The organism is Acinetobacter sp. CY05 (assembly GCF_059515805.1).
In genome coordinates this window covers 56,448-77,100 of record NZ_JCAKMW010000001.1, presented here as the reverse complement: position 1 = coordinate 77,100, position 20,653 = coordinate 56,448, and the positions used below count along the sequence as shown (strand labels likewise).

18 protein-coding genes are annotated in these 20,653 nt (G+C 41.7%); 7 read left to right on the top strand and 11 right to left on the bottom strand.

Annotated features, from left to right (window positions below; all coding sequences use genetic code 11):
* Positions 1-56: 56 nt before the first annotated feature.
* From greA to AC5YCD_RS00380, 5 genes are all read left to right on the top strand, one after another.
* Positions 57-533 carry a transcription elongation factor GreA gene (gene greA, locus AC5YCD_RS00400; protein WP_496128156.1) on the top strand — a complete coding sequence of 159 codons (477 nt, stop codon included), beginning with the start codon at positions 57-59 and terminating at the stop codon, positions 531-533.
* A 200-nt stretch (positions 534-733) separates the two neighbouring features.
* Positions 734-1,360 (top strand): CatB-related O-acetyltransferase, encoded by a 627-nt coding sequence (locus AC5YCD_RS00395; protein WP_496128155.1) that lies wholly within the window; start codon positions 734-736, stop codon positions 1,358-1,360.
* Positions 1,361-1,399: 39 nt separating this feature from the next.
* Entirely contained in the window at positions 1,400-2,299 is a 900-nt protein-coding gene (locus AC5YCD_RS00390; RefSeq protein ID WP_496128154.1) for a hypothetical protein, read from the top strand.
* Positions 2,300-2,364: 65 nt separating this feature from the next.
* Positions 2,365-2,715: a hypothetical protein gene (locus AC5YCD_RS00385; protein WP_496128153.1), complete on the top strand. Its 351-nt coding sequence runs from the start codon at positions 2,365-2,367 to the stop codon at positions 2,713-2,715.
* A 207-nt stretch (positions 2,716-2,922) separates the two neighbouring features.
* Positions 2,923-3,366, top strand: a complete 444-nt coding sequence (locus AC5YCD_RS00380; protein WP_496128152.1) for a universal stress protein — start codon at positions 2,923-2,925, stop codon at positions 3,364-3,366.
* On the opposite strand, the gene AC5YCD_RS00375 is transcribed toward AC5YCD_RS00380, so the two are convergent.
* Both AC5YCD_RS00375 and AC5YCD_RS00370 read right to left on the bottom strand, forming a co-directional pair.
* Positions 3,350-3,712: an MGMT family protein gene (locus AC5YCD_RS00375; protein WP_496128526.1), complete on the bottom strand. Its 363-nt coding sequence runs from the start codon at positions 3,710-3,712 to the stop codon at positions 3,350-3,352. The two genes, AC5YCD_RS00380 and AC5YCD_RS00375, sit on opposite strands and share 17 nt — an antisense overlap.
* Before the next feature lie 58 nt (positions 3,713-3,770).
* On the bottom strand, positions 3,771-5,270 hold the full coding sequence (locus AC5YCD_RS00370; RefSeq protein ID WP_496128151.1) for a cation:proton antiporter: 1,500 nt from the start codon (positions 5,268-5,270) through the stop codon (positions 3,771-3,773).
* Between the two features lie 197 nt (positions 5,271-5,467).
* On the opposite strand from AC5YCD_RS00370, the gene AC5YCD_RS00365 reads away from it, so the two are divergent.
* Positions 5,468-6,025: a hypothetical protein gene (locus AC5YCD_RS00365; RefSeq protein ID WP_496128150.1), complete on the top strand. Its 558-nt coding sequence runs from the start codon at positions 5,468-5,470 to the stop codon at positions 6,023-6,025.
* Here the strand turns inward: AC5YCD_RS00365 and ypfJ are convergent.
* Positions 6,018-6,920, bottom strand: coding sequence for a KPN_02809 family neutral zinc metallopeptidase (gene ypfJ, locus AC5YCD_RS00360; RefSeq protein ID WP_496128149.1), 903 nt, complete (start codon positions 6,918-6,920; stop codon positions 6,018-6,020). The genes AC5YCD_RS00365 and ypfJ overlap by 8 nt on opposite strands.
* 43 nt (positions 6,921-6,963) lie before the next feature.
* Positions 6,964-7,887, bottom strand: a complete 924-nt coding sequence (locus AC5YCD_RS00355; protein WP_496128148.1) for a DUF808 domain-containing protein — start codon at positions 7,885-7,887, stop codon at positions 6,964-6,966.
* A 158-nt stretch (positions 7,888-8,045) separates the two neighbouring features.
* Here AC5YCD_RS00355 and trpS point away from each other — a divergent pair, with 158 nt between their 5' ends.
* Positions 8,046-9,059 carry a tryptophan--tRNA ligase gene (trpS, locus tag AC5YCD_RS00350; protein WP_496128147.1) on the top strand — a complete coding sequence of 338 codons (1,014 nt, stop codon included), beginning with the start codon at positions 8,046-8,048 and terminating at the stop codon, positions 9,057-9,059.
* A 340-nt stretch (positions 9,060-9,399) separates the two neighbouring features.
* Here the strand turns inward: trpS and sucD are convergent, their stop codons facing one another.
* The 7 genes from sucD to AC5YCD_RS00315 form a co-directional block, all read right to left on the bottom strand.
* Positions 9,400-10,311 carry a succinate--CoA ligase subunit alpha gene (sucD, locus tag AC5YCD_RS00345; protein ID WP_496128146.1) on the bottom strand — a complete coding sequence of 304 codons (912 nt, stop codon included), beginning with the start codon at positions 10,309-10,311 and terminating at the stop codon, positions 9,400-9,402.
* An 11-nt stretch (positions 10,312-10,322) separates the two neighbouring features.
* The gene (gene sucC, locus AC5YCD_RS00340) at positions 10,323-11,489 is read right to left on the bottom strand and encodes an ADP-forming succinate--CoA ligase subunit beta (protein ID WP_496128145.1); all 1,167 of its coding nucleotides are present in this window, start codon (positions 11,487-11,489) and stop codon (positions 10,323-10,325) included.
* Between the two features lie 177 nt (positions 11,490-11,666).
* Positions 11,667-13,100, bottom strand: coding sequence for a dihydrolipoyl dehydrogenase (lpdA, locus tag AC5YCD_RS00335; protein ID WP_496128144.1), 1,434 nt, complete (start codon positions 13,098-13,100; stop codon positions 11,667-11,669).
* Between the two features lie 60 nt (positions 13,101-13,160).
* The gene (odhB, locus tag AC5YCD_RS00330; protein ID WP_496128143.1) at positions 13,161-14,375 is read right to left on the bottom strand and encodes a 2-oxoglutarate dehydrogenase complex dihydrolipoyllysine-residue succinyltransferase; all 1,215 of its coding nucleotides are present in this window, start codon (positions 14,373-14,375) and stop codon (positions 13,161-13,163) included.
* 18 nt (positions 14,376-14,393) lie between these two features.
* Entirely contained in the window at positions 14,394-17,213 is a 2,820-nt protein-coding gene (locus AC5YCD_RS00325) for a 2-oxoglutarate dehydrogenase E1 component (protein ID WP_496128525.1), read from the bottom strand.
* Positions 17,214-18,019: 806 nt separating this feature from the next.
* On the bottom strand, positions 18,020-18,730 hold the full coding sequence (locus tag AC5YCD_RS00320; protein WP_496128142.1) for a succinate dehydrogenase iron-sulfur subunit: 711 nt from the start codon (positions 18,728-18,730) through the stop codon (positions 18,020-18,022).
* A 14-nt stretch (positions 18,731-18,744) separates the two neighbouring features.
* Entirely contained in the window at positions 18,745-20,643 is a 1,899-nt protein-coding gene (locus tag AC5YCD_RS00315) for an FAD-binding protein (RefSeq protein ID WP_496128141.1), read from the bottom strand.
* Positions 20,644-20,653: the final 10 nt, after the last annotated feature.

Below are 20,653 nucleotides of genomic sequence, written 5' to 3'. Positions count from 1 at the left end.
GGGACTTTTTTATTTTTTAGACCGGTATTTTTTATACTTAATTTTGAGGGACAACTATGCAACGTTATCCTATGACTCCTGAAGGCAAAGTTGCCTTAGAGAAAGAATTACATCAGCTAAAAAGTGTTGAACGTCCGCGTATCATTGCAGCAATTGCTGAAGCGCGTGAACACGGCGATTTAAAAGAAAACGCAGAATACCATGCAGCGCGTGAGCAACAAGGTTTCTGCGAAGGTCGTATTCAAGACATCGAAGGTAAACTTGGTGCTTGCCAAGTGATTGATGTTAAAACACTTGAGCAAACTGGTCGTGTGGTTTTTGGTGTTACAGTGACCATTGAAAACTTAGATACTGAAGAACAAAAGACCTATAAGATTGTAGGTGATGACGAAGCAGACTTTAAGATCAACAAGATCTCTGTAAACTCGCCAATCGCGCGTGGTTTATTAGGTAAAAATGAAGGCGATGATGTGAAAATCGTAACGCCACAAGGCGAAGTAGAATACGAGATTTCTAAAGTTGAATATCTTTAATTTCTAAAGCCTTGTGCTGCACAAAGCCCCTCAATTGAGGGGTTTTTTAGTATTCTACCTTGGTCAATCTCCCCATACCCCTCTTTAAAAAAGAGGGGCTTTTCTCCTTTTTTTAAAGGGAGACTTTACTAAGCCAATCTTATCCAAACAAGGCTTAACTACGTTATAATTCTGCTACCCCACATCACCACCGTTTTCCTATGTCTGAAAAGCTGATCAATTCTCCTGTTAACCATTGGTGCGAGTTCGAATTTATTTCTAAAACGGTAAAAAATCCGAATATTCACATCAAAGGCAACTACAGCTATTACTCAGCCTATTGGGATCAAGGTTTTGAGCGCTGTGTGGTACGTTATTTACATGATAAGCCCTCTACGCCTGAACGCCCGATTGATCAGCTCTATATTGGTAATTTTGTCTGTTTTGGCGCGGAATGTGTGATTATGATGGGTGGCAATCAATTACACCGTACCGATTGGGTTTCGGCTTTTCCGTTTGATACACGTAGTTTTGTGCCTGCGGGTGACACCGTGATTGGCGATGGTTGTTGGATTGGTAGCCGTGCCATGATTATGCAAGGTGTAACGCTTGGTGAAGGTGCTGTGGTTGCTACAGGTGCTGTTGTGACTAAAGACGTACCGCCTTATGCTGTAGTGGGTGGTATACCTGCAAAGATTATTAAATATCGCTTTCCTGAAGATGACATCAAAAAACTACTTTCTCTTAAGCTCTATGATTTAGACGAAAAGCAGTTTTTAAAAATGCGTGAACAGTTGCAGACGAATGATATTGAAAGCCTAATTCAATATATACAAAATCCAAACTAAGTTTTATATTTAACATAAATTCAATAAATTTCAATAAAGATGCGCTTATCTCCAAAAACACTAGAAAAGCTTCGTGAACTAATTAATGAAATTACTCAATATAGGTCAGGCCCTAAGATTATAGAATTTTTTTCTACTTTTGATTATGTTGATGTATATGGGAATGACTACTTAAGAAAATATGGTCAAGGTTTTCCATCTAGATGGATATATACAGATCAACGGCTATCACAAATTAATAATTCTCCTAAAATGGTTGCCTGCATCAAAAATCTATTTACTCCCATTGATTACATGGATAATTTGAAAAGACTCGATGATCTAATCACTGAATTTAACAAATATCTTCAATTTGATAGATACCAAATCAGTAGAGTAAATACTGAGATAAAAATTAGAGCGGTAAATGAAATAAATATAGATGATTCATTACAATCTAAACATACAACCTCAGAAAACCAATTTATAAAACATGAGTTTAAACTCGATTGCTCTAAAATTAATTTAATTCCAACTTTATTACCTATTATTGATAATCGGATGTTGGAAATAGAAAAATCCTTCAAAGCAGAGGCTTACCTATCCGTTATTTTATTAGCAGGAAGCACTCTAGAGGGCGTTCTTTTAAATATTGCTTCTCAAAATCAAAAAGCTTTTAATACCTCCTCTAATAGCCCTAAAAAAGATGGAAAAGTTAAAAGCTTTGATCAATGGACTCTTAATAATTTTATTGAGGTTTCGCATTCAATTGGCTTAATCGAAAAAGATACATACAGATTCAGCAAGGAGTTAAGAGATTTTAGAAATTACATTCATCCATTCCAACAAATGACTGAAAACTTTATCCCAAGGGAACAGACTGCAAAAATTTGTTTGCAAGTTCTGAAATCCGCAATTTCAGATATACAAATAAACCAAAGTAAACTTGCACGTTACTGAGATTCTATAGAGAACTATATGAGATCTTGCTAAGTTAAAAACTCTTGTCTACAAGGATTAAGACAATGTCTAAACTTCTATTAAGCTCATTATTATGTACTTTAAGTATTGCAAGTTTTGCAGCTTCTCGGATGCCCCAGCCTACAACTGTTGACAGTATATATGTTGAAATTGCTAAAAACTTTAACACTATTCAATGCCAAGAATTCCCAACCCAACAACAAAAACTAGATGAAGTGCATAAACAACTCAAATCTGCCAATATCATGAGCTATAACGCACGCATCAGCGATGATGGTCGTATGTATCCTACGGTGTGTGGTGGTCAAATGGGGCATTTGGCGATATTTAAAATTGCCGAAAAAGATTTGAAAAGCGCGCAGCAACTAGGCTTTGTCCGCTTTCCAATACACTAAATATCTGCACCTTCGGGTGCTTTTTTAAGGTTGGGTATTGAAAAAATGCGCTGAATTTAAAGCACAACTTGACTACTTTTATTCGCTTTTTCTAGGTGGATAATCCTGCAATCCACCAAGTTTATCCCTATGAATTTACTTGGTTTTATTCTATTTAATTTTCAGTTAAGATCAATAAATAAACAAAGCAACTATAAGGAAAATAGTATGACCTACCAACATATCCTTGTTCCGATTGATGGTTCAGACACTTCATTGGCTGCAGTCGATAAAGCAGCTCAATTTGCCAAAGCCTTTAATGCTAAAATTACTGTTGCACAAGTGATGGCACTAGATCCTTATATCGCGGCTGAATATATTTCAGGTGCACAAACGAATGACATGATTGAACGCGCGCGTCGTGCCATTTTAGATGATTTAGCCACTGCTCAAGCTAAGTTTGCTGAGCTCGGTGTCGAAGTTGAAACCCAGCTCTTAGAAGGTCAAATGGTGCATCGTGAATTGATTGAGGCAGCGCAAAAATTAGCTGTCGATTTAATTATTATTGGTTCACATGGTCGTACGGGTTTGAAAAAATTATTCTTAGGCAGCGTGGCACAAAATGTACTCAGTGAAGTCCATATTCCTGTTTTGGTTATTCGTCATCCTTAACTGACGCAGCAAGCTCTCCACCAAGGTGTGGGGAGCGTTCGATGTGCCAAGCATATTTTTTAAGATCGACCCGCTGCTTTTCCACCATAACACCCTCTTGTCGCAGTAAATGACACTGTCGGTTTTCACCGTGATGCAAACCTTGCGTACAAATCTTACCCTGACTATTGAGCACACGATGCCATGGTAGATCACTGCTTGCATCTAAACGTTTGAGTACATAGCCAACTAAACGTGCATGCTGAGGTAAACCTGCCAGACGAGCCACCTGACCATAACTGGCAACACGTCCATAAGGAATCTCTGCCACCACAGCTAAAATCAGTGGAGCAAGTTCATTAGCCATTGACATAGCTTCTCCTTAATAAAAACAGCCACTTTAACGTGACTGCTGTGAGATGAGCTTAAAAGTTTTCCGGACTTTCTAGCCGTTTCACTTCTTGAACTTTTTCAGGATTATGGACTGCTGCCACACCATCATCCGCACGGGTATCAATTAAATGATCGGCTTGGTAGACCGTAATAATTTCATTGCCATGCGCATCCTCACCCACCAAGTATTGAAAACCCTTGCGGTTAAGCTTATGACACATACGTTGATACCAACCTTTAAAACCTGTGGTTTCTTCATTGGGATTATAGTAAAAAGCATTCATGACTGCGGGTAAACCCAAACCACACACGAGGCCCGATAACAGTACTGCAATAAAGGTATAGCCGATTAAGATACTGCTATATTCACTTAGCTGTGGCACATTGGCCACCGCGAGAATTAAGGCCAAGGAAATCCCACCACGTACCCCACCCCAAGATAAAATGGTCAAACTCCCGTTATAGCTTTTTTTACGAAAGCTTGGGAAAAAGGCAAAAGATAAATAATTGGCGGCAAAACGTGACACATGCAAAATAATAAAAGCCACAATTCCGCCTAAAATTAAGCTAAAGCTTAAATCTAGGATAAACAGCTCTAAACCAATTAAAGTAAATAAGAAGGAGTTAATAATCCCTTCAACCGTATGCCAAAAATGATTCACTTCGCGGATTTCACGCTCTTGTAAAATCTCTTTCCATTTATTCCCCACAATCAAACCACCAATCACGCAGGCAATCGGTGCTGAAGCATGGGCAAACAATGCCACTAAATACGAGCCACAGGCCAAAAGTGCGGTAGTGAGAATTAATGACTCCATTTCATGCTTACCACGTAGCAAACGTAAAATACCGTGACCAAAGGCAGTACCAATCACCACTGCCACAACAATCTCATACAGCAGGGTTTCTAACACGCCAATTACGGTGAAATGCTCACCTTGTAGCACGTTTAATAGTGTCATAAATACCGCAATACACATGGCATCATTAAACAGTGATTCACCTTCAAGTTTGACCATTAGATGATGTGGAGCGCGCACTGAGCTCAGCACACCTTTGATCCCAATCGGATCAGTTGCCCCAAGTGCTGCACCTAGCAACAACAGCACCATTAAATCAACCTGATGCCCAATTAAGAATTGATAGCCATATAAAGCAATACCAAAGAACACAGCGCATAGCACTAAGGCAATACTGGCCAAAATCCCAATCGGTTTCCAATGGCTACGTAAATCAGAAACTTTAAATTTAAGTGCCGATGAGGTTAAGATAAAACAGATCACACCATTAATTAAAAAGTCATAAAAATCAATATGTCTGACGGCTTCTTCAATATTATGTAGATTAATAACAATAAACGGATTGCCATTGAGCAAGCTTGCAGCCCACTGCAAAATAAAAACAAAAATAGCAGAAACAATGGGGACGCCAATCGCTTGCGGAAAGCCTAATACCCTTTTATTAAAGATGGTGGTTGCTATCGAGAGCGCAAAAATAACTGTAAATACTTGTAAAAAAAAATAATTTCCCATCACCCTTCCGTCTATAGAATGGAGTTTGGCAGCAGCGGAGCAATTCAACCATTTCCAATAAAAATACTTTGTGAATAAGCATTTATTCACATGATTAGTCTAACGCTTTTTCCATCGATTCCCGTGCAGAAATCATAGTTTTTTTGTGCTATTTGCCCTACACTCATGCGCTGTTTTGCTTCAGCTTTTGGTTTCCTATGCATCACACTGTAAAAACGATCTTCCGTCTTTGTTTGGCAACGATGATTTTTTTCATCACCTTGGCCTTACTATTTACTTGTGCGGTAAAAATTCAAGAGATTGTAAATGCTGATCAAAATTTTATGCAAAAGCAAAGTTTTAGCTTAAGCTCCACGGCGAAAGAACAATTTGTCTTACTCTCTAACAACCAAGACCCTGACAATGCAGTATTTATCCTAATTGCCAATCAAGGTTATGTTGCCAAGATTAACTGTGAACATCACGCTAAAGATCTTTGTGTTGATGATGATAATAAGAGCCATACACGTCAAATTAGCCAAGCCAATTTAGTTAAAGCAGGCCAATGGTTCTATATTCAGGATGTTGCTTATCGTGACAGCCGTAGTGGTAAAACTGCCGAATTCCATTATACAGATGCTCAAATTCAACAGTTTTATCAAAATGACGTGTCAGCGCTGAAATATACGGTATTTGGTATTGCTTTATTTGCAGCCATTGCCTTATATGTCAGCAGCCGAATTTTGCGTCATTTCCGTCGCTTCTTAACTAAATAGGTTGATTAAAGGTATCGCATTGATTGATCTGCCCACCTTTAAAGCCAATATCAAACCATGTCATACGCTGGGCACTGGTGCCATGGGTAAAACTGTCTGGCACAGCATAGCCTTGCGCTTGTTTTTGTAAGTAATCATCACCAATTTTATGCGCTGCATCCATCGCTTCAGCAATGTCCCCTTGCTCTAAAAATTGAGTACGCTGATGGTTGTGATGGGCCCAAACACCTGCTAAACAATCCGCTTGTAATTCTTGACGTACGGACAAAGCATTTGCCTGCGCTTTAGAGGCTTGACTACGCGCTTGTTGTACTTGACCAGAAATCCCTAAAATAGTTTGAATATGATGCCCAACTTCGTGTGCCACCACATAGGCTTGGGCAAAATCACCTGCTTGGTCTTGGCGTGACAATTGGGTGGTATTTTGCTCCCCTGTAATGCCCATTTGCGTGCGCATATCTTTAAAAAATGCGGTATCAATATACACTTTTTGATCGGCCGGACAATAAAATGGCCCCATGGCAGATTGTGCAGCACCACACCCTGAATTGACTGCACCACTAAACATCACCAATTTAGGCGGGATATATTGTTGACCCAATTGCTGTTGAAAAACTTGACTCCATGTATCTTCGGTATCTGCCAATACCACACTGACAAATTCCATCGCTTCTTGTTGTTCAGGCGTGGGCTGATCTAAACCCACTGCCTGACTGGTTTGACCTTGGGTGACTTGTTTGGTGGTTTGGTAGGCTTGCTGTGGGTCAACGCCAAAGAATTTCCACGCTACAAACGCCACCACCAAACCTAAAACACTAATTCCACCTGCTTTTGCAGCACCGCCACCGCGACGATCTTCTACATTATTGCTGCTACGACGCCCTTTCCACTGCATAGTTTATTATCCTTATTCAATGACTTGCCTATTGTAACGGGCTTTAACGGCTTTTCACACCTGACCAAATTTTTTGAATGCCTTTTACAAGACCAAGTACAATCAAACCAGCAATCATGCCAATCACAAAATTAATTAGTGTTGGTGTTAAGGCACCAATAATATTGCCAACGTTTGGAATATGCTCAATATGATCAACAGCATCCTCAGTTAAATGATGCAGCAGTGGAATCGCATGATTAATGATGCCGCCACCCACTAAAAACATCGCTAAGGTGCCTACAATCGTTAAAGTCTTCATTAAGATGGGAGCAAATGCCAATAAACCACGACCAATTTTTTGCTGTAAAGCCGAAGGTTTTTCAGTGAGATAAAGACCAATGTCATCAATTTTGACAATCAAAGCCACTAAGCCGTAGACACCTACTGTCATTGCAATTGCAATCACGGTTAAAACAGTCACTTTGGTCACAAAAGCTGCTGCTGCTACAGTGCCTAAAGAAATGACTATAATTTCTGCCGATAAAATAAAATCGGTACGAATCGCGCCTTTAATTTTATCCTTTTCCATGCTGCGTAGTTCATTTTCGGTATGTGCCAGTTCAACTTTGGCTTCTTCTAAGGTTTTTGCTTTTTTATGTTGAATGCTATGAATAACTTTTTCGACCCCTTCATAACATAAAAACAATCCTCCTAGCATTAATAATGGATTAATCAGCCACGGCGCAACCACACTAATACCTAGAGCCAAAGGCACTAAAATCAGTTTATTGACAAAAGAACCTTTGGCGACCGACCACACGACCGGTAATTCGCGATCTGCTTTTACCCCACTGACTTGCTGGGCATTTAAGGCCAAATCATCACCTAATACCCCAGCGGTTTTTTTGGCGGCCATTTTACTCATCACTGCCACATCATCCATAATCGTGGCAATATCATCTAGTAATAACAGTAAACTACTCATGGTTTATTTCTCTGTTTTATTTTTATTGAGTTTAAAACTACAAATTTAAAAACTCTGTACAGCATTTATTAAGCGTGAGCTGACACAACCAAAACTTATGCCGTACAATGTGGGCATTCATCGCCATATTGATGTAGTACAACGACTTGGAAGACAGCATGACGACTCCAGATAATCGTCCAGTAATCTTAACTGGCGACCGTCCAACCGGACAATTACACTTAGGCCACTTTGTGGGCTCATTACGTTCACGCGTAGGTTTACAAGATTCACATCATCAGCACCTCTTATTGGCTGATGCGCAAGCTTTAACAGATAATGCCGACAACTTTGAAAAAGTGCGTCGCAATATTATTGAAGTAGCCACTGACTATTTAGCGGTAGGCATTGACCCAAAAAAAACGACCATTTGCGTACAGTCGTGCCTGCCAGCACTCAATGAACTGACCATGTTGTATCTTAACTTTGTCACTGTGTCACGTTTAGAGCGCAACCCAACCATTAAGTCTGAAATTCAGATGCGTGGTTTTGAACGTGATATCCCCGCAGGTTTTTTATGCTACCCAGTAGCACAGGCTGCTGATATCACAGCATTTAAAGCAACAGTTGTTCCTGTTGGTGAAGATCAAATTCCTATGATCGAGCAAACCAACGAAGTGGTACGTCGCTTAAATCGTCAAGTGGGTCGTGAATTACTGCCTGAATGTAAAGCTTTACTTTCAAATGTCGGTCGTTTACCGGGCTTTGATGGTAAAGCAAAAATGTCAAAATCTTTAGGCAATACCATTGTGTTAGATGCCACAGATAAAGACATCAAAAAAGCAGTCAATGCCATGTACACAGATCCAAACCACTTACGTATTGAAGATCCAGGTCAAGTCGAAGGTAACGTAGTATTTACCTACCTTGATGCTTTTGATCCAAACAAAGAAGAAGTTGAGGAACTTAAAGCACATTATCGCCGTGGTGGTTTAGGTGATGGCGTCGTGAAAAAACGTCTTGAAGGGGTACTTAAAGAATTATTAGGTCCAATTCGTGAGCGTCGTATCGAATTGGCCAAAGATCCTGATTACATTATGGATGTACTTAAACACGGTACAGATAAATGCCGTGACATTACGCAACAAACTTTAGATGAAGTAAAAACAGCACTTGGTGTGTTCCGCTTCTAATTCTATTTAAAAATAAAGCCCTTCCACTTGGAGGGGCTTTTTTATGCCATGGCTTTATGTAAGTTTAACTTCACAATTGGCCCGATTTATTCACATTGTGCTGTAGATTTTAACGTAATCTGACACTTTATTACCTGAATACTGCTGAACTTACAGGTATGAAGGCTTACTATAACCCTATAGCGAACAGGTTAACGAAGATTCTCCTCTGTGACCTTTAAGTTACCCCTGAACCTGTTGACTCAACAGATTCGTTTTTCTGCGTAATGAATACCCCAATCATTACGCATTTTTTTTGCCTGAAAATTGCCTCTAACGAGGCAATCTAGAGCTGGAGTATTTAGGTCAAAGCAATCGCAGGGTCCACCAGACCTTTATCTCTTAATACAGAGAGCATGGTTGAGCCTAGTTCTGCAGGGCTACGGGTATAGGCCATGCCCGCACGTTCAAAAGCCGCAAACTTTTCTTCTGCTGTACCTTTACCACCTGAAATAATGGCGCCTGCATGTCCCATACGTTTGCCTTTAGGCGCAGTCACACCTGCAATATAACCCACTACAGGTTTCGTCACGTTCGATTGAATATATTCAGCGGCCTCTTCTTCTGCCGTACCACCAATTTCACCAATCATAATAATCGCTTCAGTTTGCGGATCATCTTCAAATAGCTTTAAGCAATCAATCTGATTCATGCCCGGAATTGGATCACCACCAATACCAATACAGGTCGATTGGCCTAGTCCAAGCTTAGTGGTTTGAGAAACTGCTTCGTAGGTTAATGTACCTGAACGCGAGATAATGCCAATTTTGCCCTTTTGATGAATATGTCCTGGCATAATGCCAATTTTACATTCACCTGGGGTAATAATGCCGGGACAGTTTGGGCCAATTAAACGTGCATTGTTACCATAAGTTTCTAGATAACGTTTGGCTTTAAGCATATCTAACGTCGGAACCCCTTCAGTGATGACCACAATCAGCTCTAAACCAGCATCAATTGACTCAATAATAGAGTCGAGTACGAACGGTGCAGGGACATAAATAGAAGTGGCGTTGGCGCCAGTTTCTTGTACTGCCTCACGAACGGTATTGAACACAGGACGCTCTAAATGACGTTGCCCACCTTTGCCGGGAGTGACACCACCCACTACTTTAGTGCCATAAGCAATCGATTGTTCTGAATGAAAAGTACCATTTTTACCAGTAAAGCCTTGCACCAACACTTGGGTATTTTTATTGACCAGTACGCTCACGATTATTCTCCTTATGCTTGTACCGCAGCGACAACTTTTTCTGCTGCATCGGCTAGACCTTGGGCTGAAATCAGTTTTAAACCTGATTCATCTAACAATTTGGCGCCTAATTCGGCATTATTGCCTTCTAAACGTACCACTACAGGAATCGTCACATCCACTTCACGTACTGCTGCAATAATCGCTTCGGCAATCATGTCACAACGAACAATGCCACCAAAAATATTAATCAGTACAGCTTGCACAGAGGTATCTGCCAAAATAATTTTAAAGGCTTCAATCACGCGCTCTTTCGTCGCTCCGCCCCCCACATCGAGGAAATTGGCTGGTTGACCACCATATAATTTAATAATGTCCATGGTCGCCATAGCAAGGCCTGCACCATTGACCATACAACCAATATTACCCTCTAAAGCCACATAGTTAAGGTCATGTTCTGAGGCACGTAATTCACGCTCATTTTCTTGCGATTTATCACGTAGTGCAGCAATTTCTGGCAAACGGTATAAAGCATTGGAATCAATGCCAATTTTGGCATCAACGCATAAAATTTGTCCGTTTTCACGAATCGATAATGGATTAATTTCAAATAAAGCAAAATCGTTGTCAACAAAAGCTTGATATGCGCCAGTCATGATGGTGACGAACTGGTTGATCTGTTCATTTTTAAGTTTTAAAGCAAAGGCAACTTCACGCGCCTGAAATGGTTGTAGCCCCACCAATGGATCGACTTCAACTTTAACAATTTTTTCTGGGCTTTCTTCAGCGACTTTTTCAATTTCCACGCCACCTTCAGTAGAGGCCATAAAAGTCACACGGCGGCTAGAACGATCCACCACTGCACCTAAATATAGTTCGCGCTCAACAGGATAAACATCTTCACACACTAAGATTTGATGAACAGGTTGTCCCAAACTATCGGTTTGATAGGTCACTAAACGCGTACCCAATAAATTCTTGGCATAGTCAGCAGCTTCATCAGCTGATTTCACCACTTTGACACCACCTGCTTTGCCACGCCCACCGGCATGCACTTGGGCTTTCATCACCGCAAACTTGCCGCCTAGTTGTTTAAACGCCTCGCGCGCTGCTTGTTCAGTTTCTACGACAATACCTTCCTGAACTGGCATACCATATTTTTTTAATAGCGTTTTAGCTTGATACTCGTGTAAGTTCATGCAACAACCTTTGATTTATTGATCTTATATTTTGGCTTTATAGGGCAAACATCCGTCGAACTGTCTATAAAGCATTTTTTGCAGTCTTATTTTTAGATGATAAATCATCCAAACACAACCTTTTGGCATAAAAAAAGAGCAGCGGATGCTGCTCTCTTGGCATAATCTTAAAAAAGATTATTTACGTTTACGCTGAATCGCATGAATCGCACGGCCATCTACCGCTAAAGCTGCTTCATGCACAACTTCAGAGAATGTTGGATGACCAAATGTCATCAACTGAAGATCTTCAACAGATGATACAAATTCAAGCGCAATCATACCTTGGTGAACGATATCAGACGCAGCAGGTCCAATCACGTGCATACCAAGTAAACGATCTGTTTTCGCATCAGCAACAAACTTCACGAAACCAGCATTTTCGCCAGCCGCCATAGCACGACCGTTGGCAGCAAAACCGAATTGACCCGTCTTCACTTCGTGGCCTTTCTCGATGGCTTGCTGTTCTGTTAAACCTACCCACGCCGCTTCTGGGTGTGTGTAAATTACAGAAATAATGGTGTCGTAGTTGACTTGTGCAGCATGACCGTGAATACGTTCAACTGCCATGACGCCTTCTTCCATTGCTTTATGCGCAAGCATTGGACCACGAACTAAGTCACCAATTGCGTATACGCCGTCTACAGACGTTGCACACCAATCGTTGACTTCAACCAAACCACGTTCAGTGAGTTTAATACCACAATCTTCAGCCAATAAGCCTTCAGCATAAGCACGACGACCCACACAAACGATCAATTTGTCGAAAGTTTGAGTTTTGTCTTCGCCGCCTTGTGTATATTTCACAGTCACTTCACGGCCGTTGATTTCTGTACCAGCAACTTTAGCGCCAACACGGATATCAAGACCTTGCTTGCCAAGTACTTTTTGGTAGTCTTTTGCCAATGCTTTATCAGCCATTGGTAAGAATGCATCCATTGCTTCAAATACAACAACTTCTGCACCCAAACGACGCCATACTGAACCAAGTTCAAGACCAATTACGCCCGCACCAATTACGCCTAAACGCTTAGGTACTTCTTGGAATTCAAGTGCGCCAGTTGAATCAACAATGATGTCTTGATCAACAGGAGCAACTGGAATATTTACAGGCACAGAACCTGTCGCAAGAATCACGTACTTAGGCTCTAAAATTTGAGTTTCGCCTTCGTGCGATACAAACTCAACTTTTTTACCCGCAAGTAACTTACCTGTACCTTTTAACCATTCGATACCGTTACCTTTTAATAGGCCATCGATACCTTTAGTCAATTGGTTCACGATTTTATCTTTGCGCGCAAGAAGCTTAGTCAAATCAAACTTCACTTCACCCGTCGTGATCCCGTGGTCATCTAAGTGATGCACTGTATCTTCATAACGGTGAGAAGAATCAAGCAATGCTTTAGATGGGATACAACCCACGTTTAAGCATGTACCACCTAAGGATGGCTCGCCTTTATGAATACGTTTTTCGATACACGCAACTTTGAAACCAAGTTGTGCAGCACGAATTGCAGCTTCGTAGCCACCTGGGCCACCACCGATTACAACTAAATCGAATTGTTGAGACATTATTCTCTCCAAAAATGGGCTTAGAGGATCACTCTAAGCCCATGGATTTATTCTTTAAAATTAAAGGTCAAGGATTAGACGAGCTGGTTCTTCTAACAATTCTTTGATTGTTACTAAGAAACCTACCGCTTCTTTACCATCGATTAAACGGTGGTCATAAGAAAGTGCTAAATACATCATTGGTAAGATTTCTACTTGACCATTTACTGCCATTGGGCGCTCTTGGATTTTATGCATACCCAAAATCGCTGTTTGTGGTGTGTTCAAGATTGGTGTAGACAGAAGTGAACCGAAAGTACCACCATTAGTAATGGTAAATGTACCGCCAGTCATATCTTCGATACCTAATTTACCGTCACGCGCTTTACCAGCATATGCACGAATACCATTTTCAACTTCAGCATAGTTCATACGGTCTGTATCACGTAATACAGGCACTACTAAGCCACGCTCAGAAGATACAGCAACACCGATGTCATAGTAACCGTGATATACGATGTCGTCGCCATCAATTGATGCATTTACCGCTGGGTAGCGTTTAAGTGCTTCAGTTGCCGCTTTAACAAAGAATGACATGAAGCCTAAACGTGCACCATGGCGTTTTTCAAATGCGTCTTTGTATTGGTTACGCATTTCCATGATTGGTTTCATGTTCACTTCGTTAAACGTCGTTAACATTGCAGTTTCTTGCGTAGCCGCAAGTAAACGTTCAGCAACACGCTTACGAAGACGTGTCATTGGAACACGTTTTTCGATACGCTCACCTACAGCAACGCTTAAAGGTTGAGCAGCAGGAGCCGCTGGTTTCGCTTGATGGTTAGCAACGTCTTCTTTAGTAATACGACCGCCACGGCCAGTGCCTGCAACGTCAGCAGCATTTACGCCAGTTTCAGTTAAGGCTTTACGTACAGCAGGTGCTTGGTCTTGAACTTGCGCACGTTCAACGATTGGCGCATTACCTGCTTCAGTATTCGCTGCAGCTTGTTCAACTTTCTCTTCAGATTGAACTGCTTGAGTTTGTGCAGCGCCAGATACCGCGCCTTCTTCAAACTGAGCAATCACTTCAGATGAAAGTACTGTGTCACCTTCATTTTTAATGATTTGTGCAATCGTACCGTCGGCAGGAGCCACAACTTCTAATACAACTTTATCTGTTTCAATGTCACAGATCACTTCATCACGTGATACTGCTTCACCTGGTTGTTTGTGCCAAGTTGCGATTGTGCCGTCTGCAACTGATTCTGGGAATACAGGTGCTTTAATTTCGGTTGCCATGATTTTAGAATCTCCTGATTATTCTACGATCGCTAAAGCTTCATTTACGAGCTGAGCTTGTTGTTTTGCATGTAAGTATGGTGAACCACATGCCGGTGCAGCAGAAGCTTCACGGCCTGCGTAACTTAACTTGATTTGTTTACCTGAAGTCATTAAGCCTTCATATAAACGCGGTGCAATGAATAACCAAGCACCTTGGTTTTTCGGCTCTTCTTGTGCCCAAACAAGTTCCGTAACATTTGGATATTGAGCAAGAACTTCCGCTAAACGCGCTTCTGGGTACGGATATAATTGTTCAATACGGACAATCGCAGTATTGTTCAATTCTTTTTCACGACGTTTTTCCAGTAAATCGTAGTAAACCTTACCACCACACAATACAACGCGTGTTACGTCAGCTTTGTTGATGTTGTCGATTTCGTCGATCACAGTTTGGAAAGTACCCGTTGCAAGCTCATCAAGATTAGATGTTGCTAACTTGTGACGAAGTAAAGACTTCGGTGAAGTTACGATGAGTGGCTTACGAATTGGACGGATCGCTTGACGACGTAATGCATGGAAAATCTGCGCTGGTGTCGTTGGTGTGATCACTTGCATGTTGTCTTCAGCACATAGCTGTAAGAAACGTTCTAAACGTGCAGATGAATGCTCTGGACCTTGACCTTCAAAGCCGTGTGGAAGAAGCATGGTTAAACCACACACACGTTCCCATTTGGTTTCGCCAGATGAGATGAATTGGTCAATTACAACCTGCGCACAGTTTGCGAAGTCACCAAATTGCGCTTCCCAAATGATTAAACCGTGAGGAATAGTCGTTGCATAACCATATTCGAATGCAAGTACAGCCATTTCAGAAAGAAGTGAGTCGTACAATGCAAAACGTGGTTGATTTTCTTTCACATGGCAAAGTGGAATGTAAGTTTCGCCATCCACTTGGTTATGAAGTTTCGCGTGACGGTGTGAGAATGTACCACGACCCACGTCTTCACCTGTAATACGAACCAAGTAACCTTCATCAAGTAATGTTGCGTAAGCTAAAGTTTCCGCAGCACCCCAGTTTAAAGGCATTTCGCCAGTTTGCATTTTCAGACGGTCGTCAATCACTTTTGACACCTGACGTTGCATCACGAAACCTTCTGGAAGTTTACGCATGCCTTCGCCAAGCTCTTTTAAACGCTCAACTGGGAAAGTAGTATCCCAAACGTCTGTGTAGTCATGACCCAAGTAAGGTGTCCAATCTACAAACATTTTTTTGTTTGGTTCTAATACCAATGCATTGGCAACGTGCTTACCAGCTTCTAAATCAGAACGGTAGTCTTCAACCATTTGGTCTGCTGCAGCACGATCAAGAACACCTTCTTGAACAAGCTTATCTGCATATAAAGTACGTGTTGTGGTCTTTTTGTTGATCACTTGGTACATTAATGGCTGAGTTGCAGCAGGTTCATCGGCTTCGTTATGACCACGACGACGGTAACAGAACATGTCAATCACAACGTCTTTGCGGAAGGTATGACGGAAATCATGCGCAAGTTGTGCAACAAACAATACCGCTTCAGGATCATCACCGTTCACATGGAAGATCGGTGCTTGGATCATTTTCGCGATATCAGTACAGTATTCTGTAGAACGCGCATCACGTGGATCAGAAGTTGTGAAACCAACTTGGTTGTTCACTACAATGTGAACTGTACCACCTACCGTATAACCACGCGTTTGTGACATTTGGAAGGTTTCTTGGTTGACACCTTGACCTGCAAATGCAGCATCACCGTGAACGATGATTGGTAATACATCATCACCGCCAATGTCTTTACGACGTACTTGGCGCGCACGTACCGAACCTTCAACTACAGGTCCAACGATTTCTAAGTGCGACGGGTTAAACGCAAGTGCTAAGTGAACTTCGCCACCTGCAGTCATCACGTTAGATGAGAAACCTTGGTGGTATTTAACGTCACCAGAACCTTTCTTATGCAGTGATTTACCTTCGAACTCACCAAAAAGATCTGCTGGGTTTTTACCCATGATGTTTACAAGAAGGTTTAAACGGCCGCGGTGAGGCATACCGATCACAACTTCTTTACAACCTACAGAACCTGCACGTTGAATTACGGCATCCACCATAGGAATGAAAGATTCACCACCTTCCACACCAAAGCGTTTTGCACCAACGAATTTATTACCTAGATATTTTTCTAAGCCTTCAGCTGCAGTTAAACGCTCTAAAACGTGTTTTTTCTCATCTGCAGTAAAGCTAAATTGACCACGTGCACTTTCAAGACGTTGTTGAATCCAACGTTTCTCTTTGGTGTCAACAATGTGCATGTATTCAGTACCTACTGTTGCACAGTAAGTTGCTTCTAATGCAGCAATGATTTCAGCAAGGGTTGCTTCTTCTTTACCAATCGCAAGATTACCTGTGTTAAACACAGTATCAAGGTCAGATTTGGTTAAACCGTGTGCGTCTAATTCTAAATCAAACGCTTGTTCACGTTTTGCAAGACCTAGTGGATCAAGTTTGGCTTTTTGGTGACCGCGGTTACGGTAAGCAGCAATAAGTTGCAGAACGCCAATTTGACGACGCTCATGCTCAGAACTCACTGCGCTTTGAACCACAGGCTGTACACGGCTTGAATTGCGACCTAAAAGTAGGAATTGCTCACGTACATTGCTATGTGGTTGATCACCTTTAGGGAATTTATCGAAGTAAGCGCGCCAGTCAGCACCAACTGAATCTGGTGACGCTAAATAATGTTCGTAAAGTTCTTCAATATACGCTGCACTGTCAGCGGAAAGTTCAGTGTCAAGACGCAGAGCGTCAGCAACTTCTTGCATTTGTGGACCCATTTCCTATTGCAAAAACATTTCAGGATGCTTATTCAGCAAACCCATGATTGATAATGTCAAATTGGTGGCATGACATTAGTCCCCATTGGACATCAGCCATGAGGCGTTATCACTACGTTACAATAACGTAAATAATGAATCATAACGCCCCTCAGCGGCATCATCACTCATCACATACCCGGCAAAACCGAGCAATTTTTTGCAAATCGACTTAGCAAAATAAACCTGCTTGAGTTTACTTGGCTAAGGCGGTTTCTACAGTGTATTTATACGCCATTTTAACAGTTTAACTGTAGAAAAAATGTATGTATCCAACACCAATTTTCTATATGTAACAGCCTTTTAATCCTAACATGAAGCTGATTTTGGATTAATTTTTTTCAGCTATAGCCAGCATCAAGCTACTAAATAGTCAGTATATTGTAACGTATGCGATCGAATCTGAGGTAAACATTCGATGTAGACCAAAGTCCAAAGACTAGATAACAAAAAAGAGCATCTTGTTCCAATCTGCCCTTTGCCATTACCGTTACCGTTACCGTTACCGTTACCGTTATATGATAACATTTTAATGCCGTCTGTGTAGCACGAGCGAACGCTTTGTAGCCTCAAATAAACAAATTCCTTAACCGGATTGCGAGTCAGCGCAAAAAATAAACAATATCCTATTTTGAGCTCCATATTTGTCTTAGTCTTGAATAAGTTAAATGGATCAAAAATAATGATACTGTTATACAGCATTTAGATATAAAAAAAGCACACCTTTTGGTGTGCTTTTTTTTGACGTGGCAGAATTAACCTGCGTTGTCTAACAACATGCTACGGATGTGACCGATGGCCTTCGTTGGGTTTAGACCCTTAGGACATACAGACACACAGTTCATGATGCCTTTACAACGGAATAAAGAGAATGGGTCGTCAAGACGAGCCAAACGCTCTTGCGTTGCTGTATCACGCGAATCGATGATGAAACGGTATGCATTTAACAATGCTGAAGGACCCAAGAATTTGTCTGGGTTCCACCAGAATGATGGGCATGATGTTGAACAACATGCACACAGAATACATTCGTATAGACCATCTAAGTGTTCACGCTCTTCAGGAGACTGTAAACGCTCTTTCGGTGGTGCAGGTTGGTTGTTGATCAGGAACGGATGGATCTTGTTGTACTGATCGTAGAACTGATTCATATCTACCACCAAGTCTTTAATTACTGGAAGACCTGGTAATGGACGAATGGTAATCACTTCTGGTAAGTCGTTTAGGTTCCAAAGACACGCTAAACCATTTTTACCGTTAATGTTTACACCATCAGAACCACAAATACCTTCACGGCACGAACGACGGAACGTTAATGATTCGTCTTGTACTTTTAAAGCTAAAAGCGCATCAAGCAACATACGGTGCTTATCAGTCAACTCTAGTTTAAACGTTTGCATGTACGGTGCTTTATCCTTATCAGGATCGTAGCGGTAGATATTAAATGTACGAGTACCTCTACTCATCTCAACTCTCCTAATTAGAATGTACGTGGTTTCGGTGGAATAGCATCCACTGATAATGGACGGTAACGTACTGGTTTGTACTCAAGACGGTTGTCTGCAGAGAACCATAATGTATGCTTCATCCACTCATCATCACGACGGCCGTAAGGATAAGATGGGTGATCTGGTGGTAACTCGAAGTCTACAACCGTATGCGCACCACGACATTCTTTACGAGCAGCCGCAGAAATAAGCGTCGCTTTAGCAACTTCGTATAAGTTTTCCACTTCTAGCGCTTCAATACGTGCAGTGTTGAAGACTTTAGATTTGTCTTTTAAGTGGATATTACGAACACGTGGCTCAATCGCAAGAATTTCTTTTACGCCTTTTTCAAGAAGTTCTGATGTACGGAATACGCCAGCGTGGTCTTGAACGATGTCACGAATCGCATCCGCAACGTCTTGTGCATTTTCACCTGTTGTAGATTCATCTAATTTACGAATACGTGCAACAGTTTGCTCAAGCACAGTGGTAGGAAGTGGCGCATACTCATCACCGTGGTGTTTAGTCACGTAGTCAATGATGTGTTCACCCGCAGCTTTACCAAATACCACTAAGTCAAGCAGAGAGTTGGTACCTAAACGGTTTGCACCGTGTACAGATACACATGAACATTCACCAATTGCATAGAAGCCTTTCACTGGTTTAGTGAAGTTACGACCTTCTGCATTGGTAGAGTAAACATCTTTATCTTTGTCGTAGTGTGCAACTAACGCTTCAGTTTCACGAGTTTCAGGTACAACCACTTGACCATGAATATTCGTTGGAATACCACCCATTTGGTAATGGATTGTTGGTACTACAGGAATTGGTTCTTTAGTGATGTCAACGTTTGCGAACTTCTTACCAATCTCAAATACAGATGGAAGACGTTTCATGATCGTATCCGCACCCAAGTGCGTCATATCAAGTAAGATGTAATCGCCTTTAGGACCACAACCACGGCCTTCTTTAATCTCTTGGTCCATAGAACGTGATACGAAGTCACGTGGTGCCAAGTCTTTTAAAGTTGGTGCATAACGTTCCATGAACGGTTCGCCGTCTTTGTTACGAAGGATAGCACCTTCACCACGACAACCTTCAGTCAACAATACGCCGGCGCCCGCAACACCTGTTGGGTGGAATTGCCAGAATTCCATATCTTGTAATGGAATACCCGCACGAGCTGCCATACCAAGACCGTCACCAGTGTTGATATATGCGTTTGTAGATGCACGGTAAACACGGCCCGCACCACCTGTAGCAAACAATGTTGCTTTCGCTTGGAATACTGCAATTTTACCTGTTTCTTGGTCAATTGCGGTTACGCCGAGTACGTCGCCTGCTTCGTTACGAATAAGGTCAAGTGCAATCCATTCTACGAAGAATTGCGTACCCATTTTCACGTTGCCTTGGTAAAGCGTATGAAGAAGCGCGTGACCTGTACGGTCGGCAGCAGCACATGCACGTGGCACTGCTTTTTCACCGTAGTTTGCTGAGTGACCACCAAACGGACGTTGGTAAATCGTACCGTCAGCGTTACGGTCAAATGGCATACCTAAGTGTTCAAGCTCATAAACCACTTGTGGCGCTTCGCGAGTCATAAACTCGATTGCGTCTTGGTCACCTAACCAGTCCGAACCTTTTACAGTGTCGTAGAAGTGGTAGTGCCAGTTATCTTCTTGCATGTTACCAAGAGATGCACCAATACCGCCCTGCGCTGCTACAGTGTGTGAACGTGTTGGGAATACTTTCGTTAGTACCGCAACTTTTAAACCTGCTTGAGCAAGTTGGTAAGATGCGCGCATACCAGAACCACCACCACCAACGATGACTGCATCGAAAGTTTGGTGTGGAATATTTGTGTAATCTTCTTTAGGGGTTATAGCGCCCATGATTGTTTCC

What these genes read in the sequence shown, in the direction of transcription:
- lpdA (WP_496128144.1), bottom strand. Translation starts at nt 13,100, where the DNA reads ATGTCTCAACAATTCGATTTAGTTGTAATCGGTGGTGGCCCAGGTGGC.
- AC5YCD_RS00395 (WP_496128155.1), top strand. Translation starts at nt 734, where the DNA reads ATGTCTGAAAAGCTGATCAATTCTCCTGTTAACCATTGGTGCGAGTTC.
- AC5YCD_RS00370 (WP_496128151.1), bottom strand. Translation starts at nt 5,270, where the DNA reads ATGGGAAATTATTTTTTTTTACAAGTATTTACAGTTATTTTTGCGCTC.
- sucC (WP_496128145.1), bottom strand. Translation starts at nt 11,489, where the DNA reads ATGAACTTACACGAGTATCAAGCTAAAACGCTATTAAAAAAATATGGT.
- AC5YCD_RS00380 (WP_496128152.1), top strand. Translation starts at nt 2,923, where the DNA reads ATGACCTACCAACATATCCTTGTTCCGATTGATGGTTCAGACACTTCA.
- AC5YCD_RS00365 (WP_496128150.1), top strand. Translation starts at nt 5,468, where the DNA reads ATGCATCACACTGTAAAAACGATCTTCCGTCTTTGTTTGGCAACGATG.
- AC5YCD_RS00375 (WP_496128526.1), bottom strand. Translation starts at nt 3,712, where the DNA reads ATGGCTAATGAACTTGCTCCACTGATTTTAGCTGTGGTGGCAGAGATT.
- greA (WP_496128156.1), top strand. Translation starts at nt 57, where the DNA reads ATGCAACGTTATCCTATGACTCCTGAAGGCAAAGTTGCCTTAGAGAAA.
- AC5YCD_RS00385 (WP_496128153.1), top strand. Translation starts at nt 2,365, where the DNA reads ATGTCTAAACTTCTATTAAGCTCATTATTATGTACTTTAAGTATTGCA.
- AC5YCD_RS00355 (WP_496128148.1), bottom strand. Translation starts at nt 7,887, where the DNA reads ATGAGTAGTTTACTGTTATTACTAGATGATATTGCCACGATTATGGAT.
- AC5YCD_RS00390 (WP_496128154.1), top strand. Translation starts at nt 1,400, where the DNA reads ATGCGCTTATCTCCAAAAACACTAGAAAAGCTTCGTGAACTAATTAAT.
- odhB (WP_496128143.1), bottom strand. Translation starts at nt 14,375, where the DNA reads ATGGCAACCGAAATTAAAGCACCTGTATTCCCAGAATCAGTTGCAGAC.
- trpS (WP_496128147.1), top strand. Translation starts at nt 8,046, where the DNA reads ATGACGACTCCAGATAATCGTCCAGTAATCTTAACTGGCGACCGTCCA.
- ypfJ (WP_496128149.1), bottom strand. Translation starts at nt 6,920, where the DNA reads ATGCAGTGGAAAGGGCGTCGTAGCAGCAATAATGTAGAAGATCGTCGC.
- AC5YCD_RS00315 (WP_496128141.1), bottom strand. Translation starts at nt 20,643, where the DNA reads ATGGGCGCTATAACCCCTAAAGAAGATTACACAAATATTCCACACCAA.
- AC5YCD_RS00320 (WP_496128142.1), bottom strand. Translation starts at nt 18,730, where the DNA reads ATGAGTAGAGGTACTCGTACATTTAATATCTACCGCTACGATCCTGAT.
- AC5YCD_RS00325 (WP_496128525.1), bottom strand. Translation starts at nt 17,213, where the DNA reads ATGCAAGAAGTTGCTGACGCTCTGCGTCTTGACACTGAACTTTCCGCT.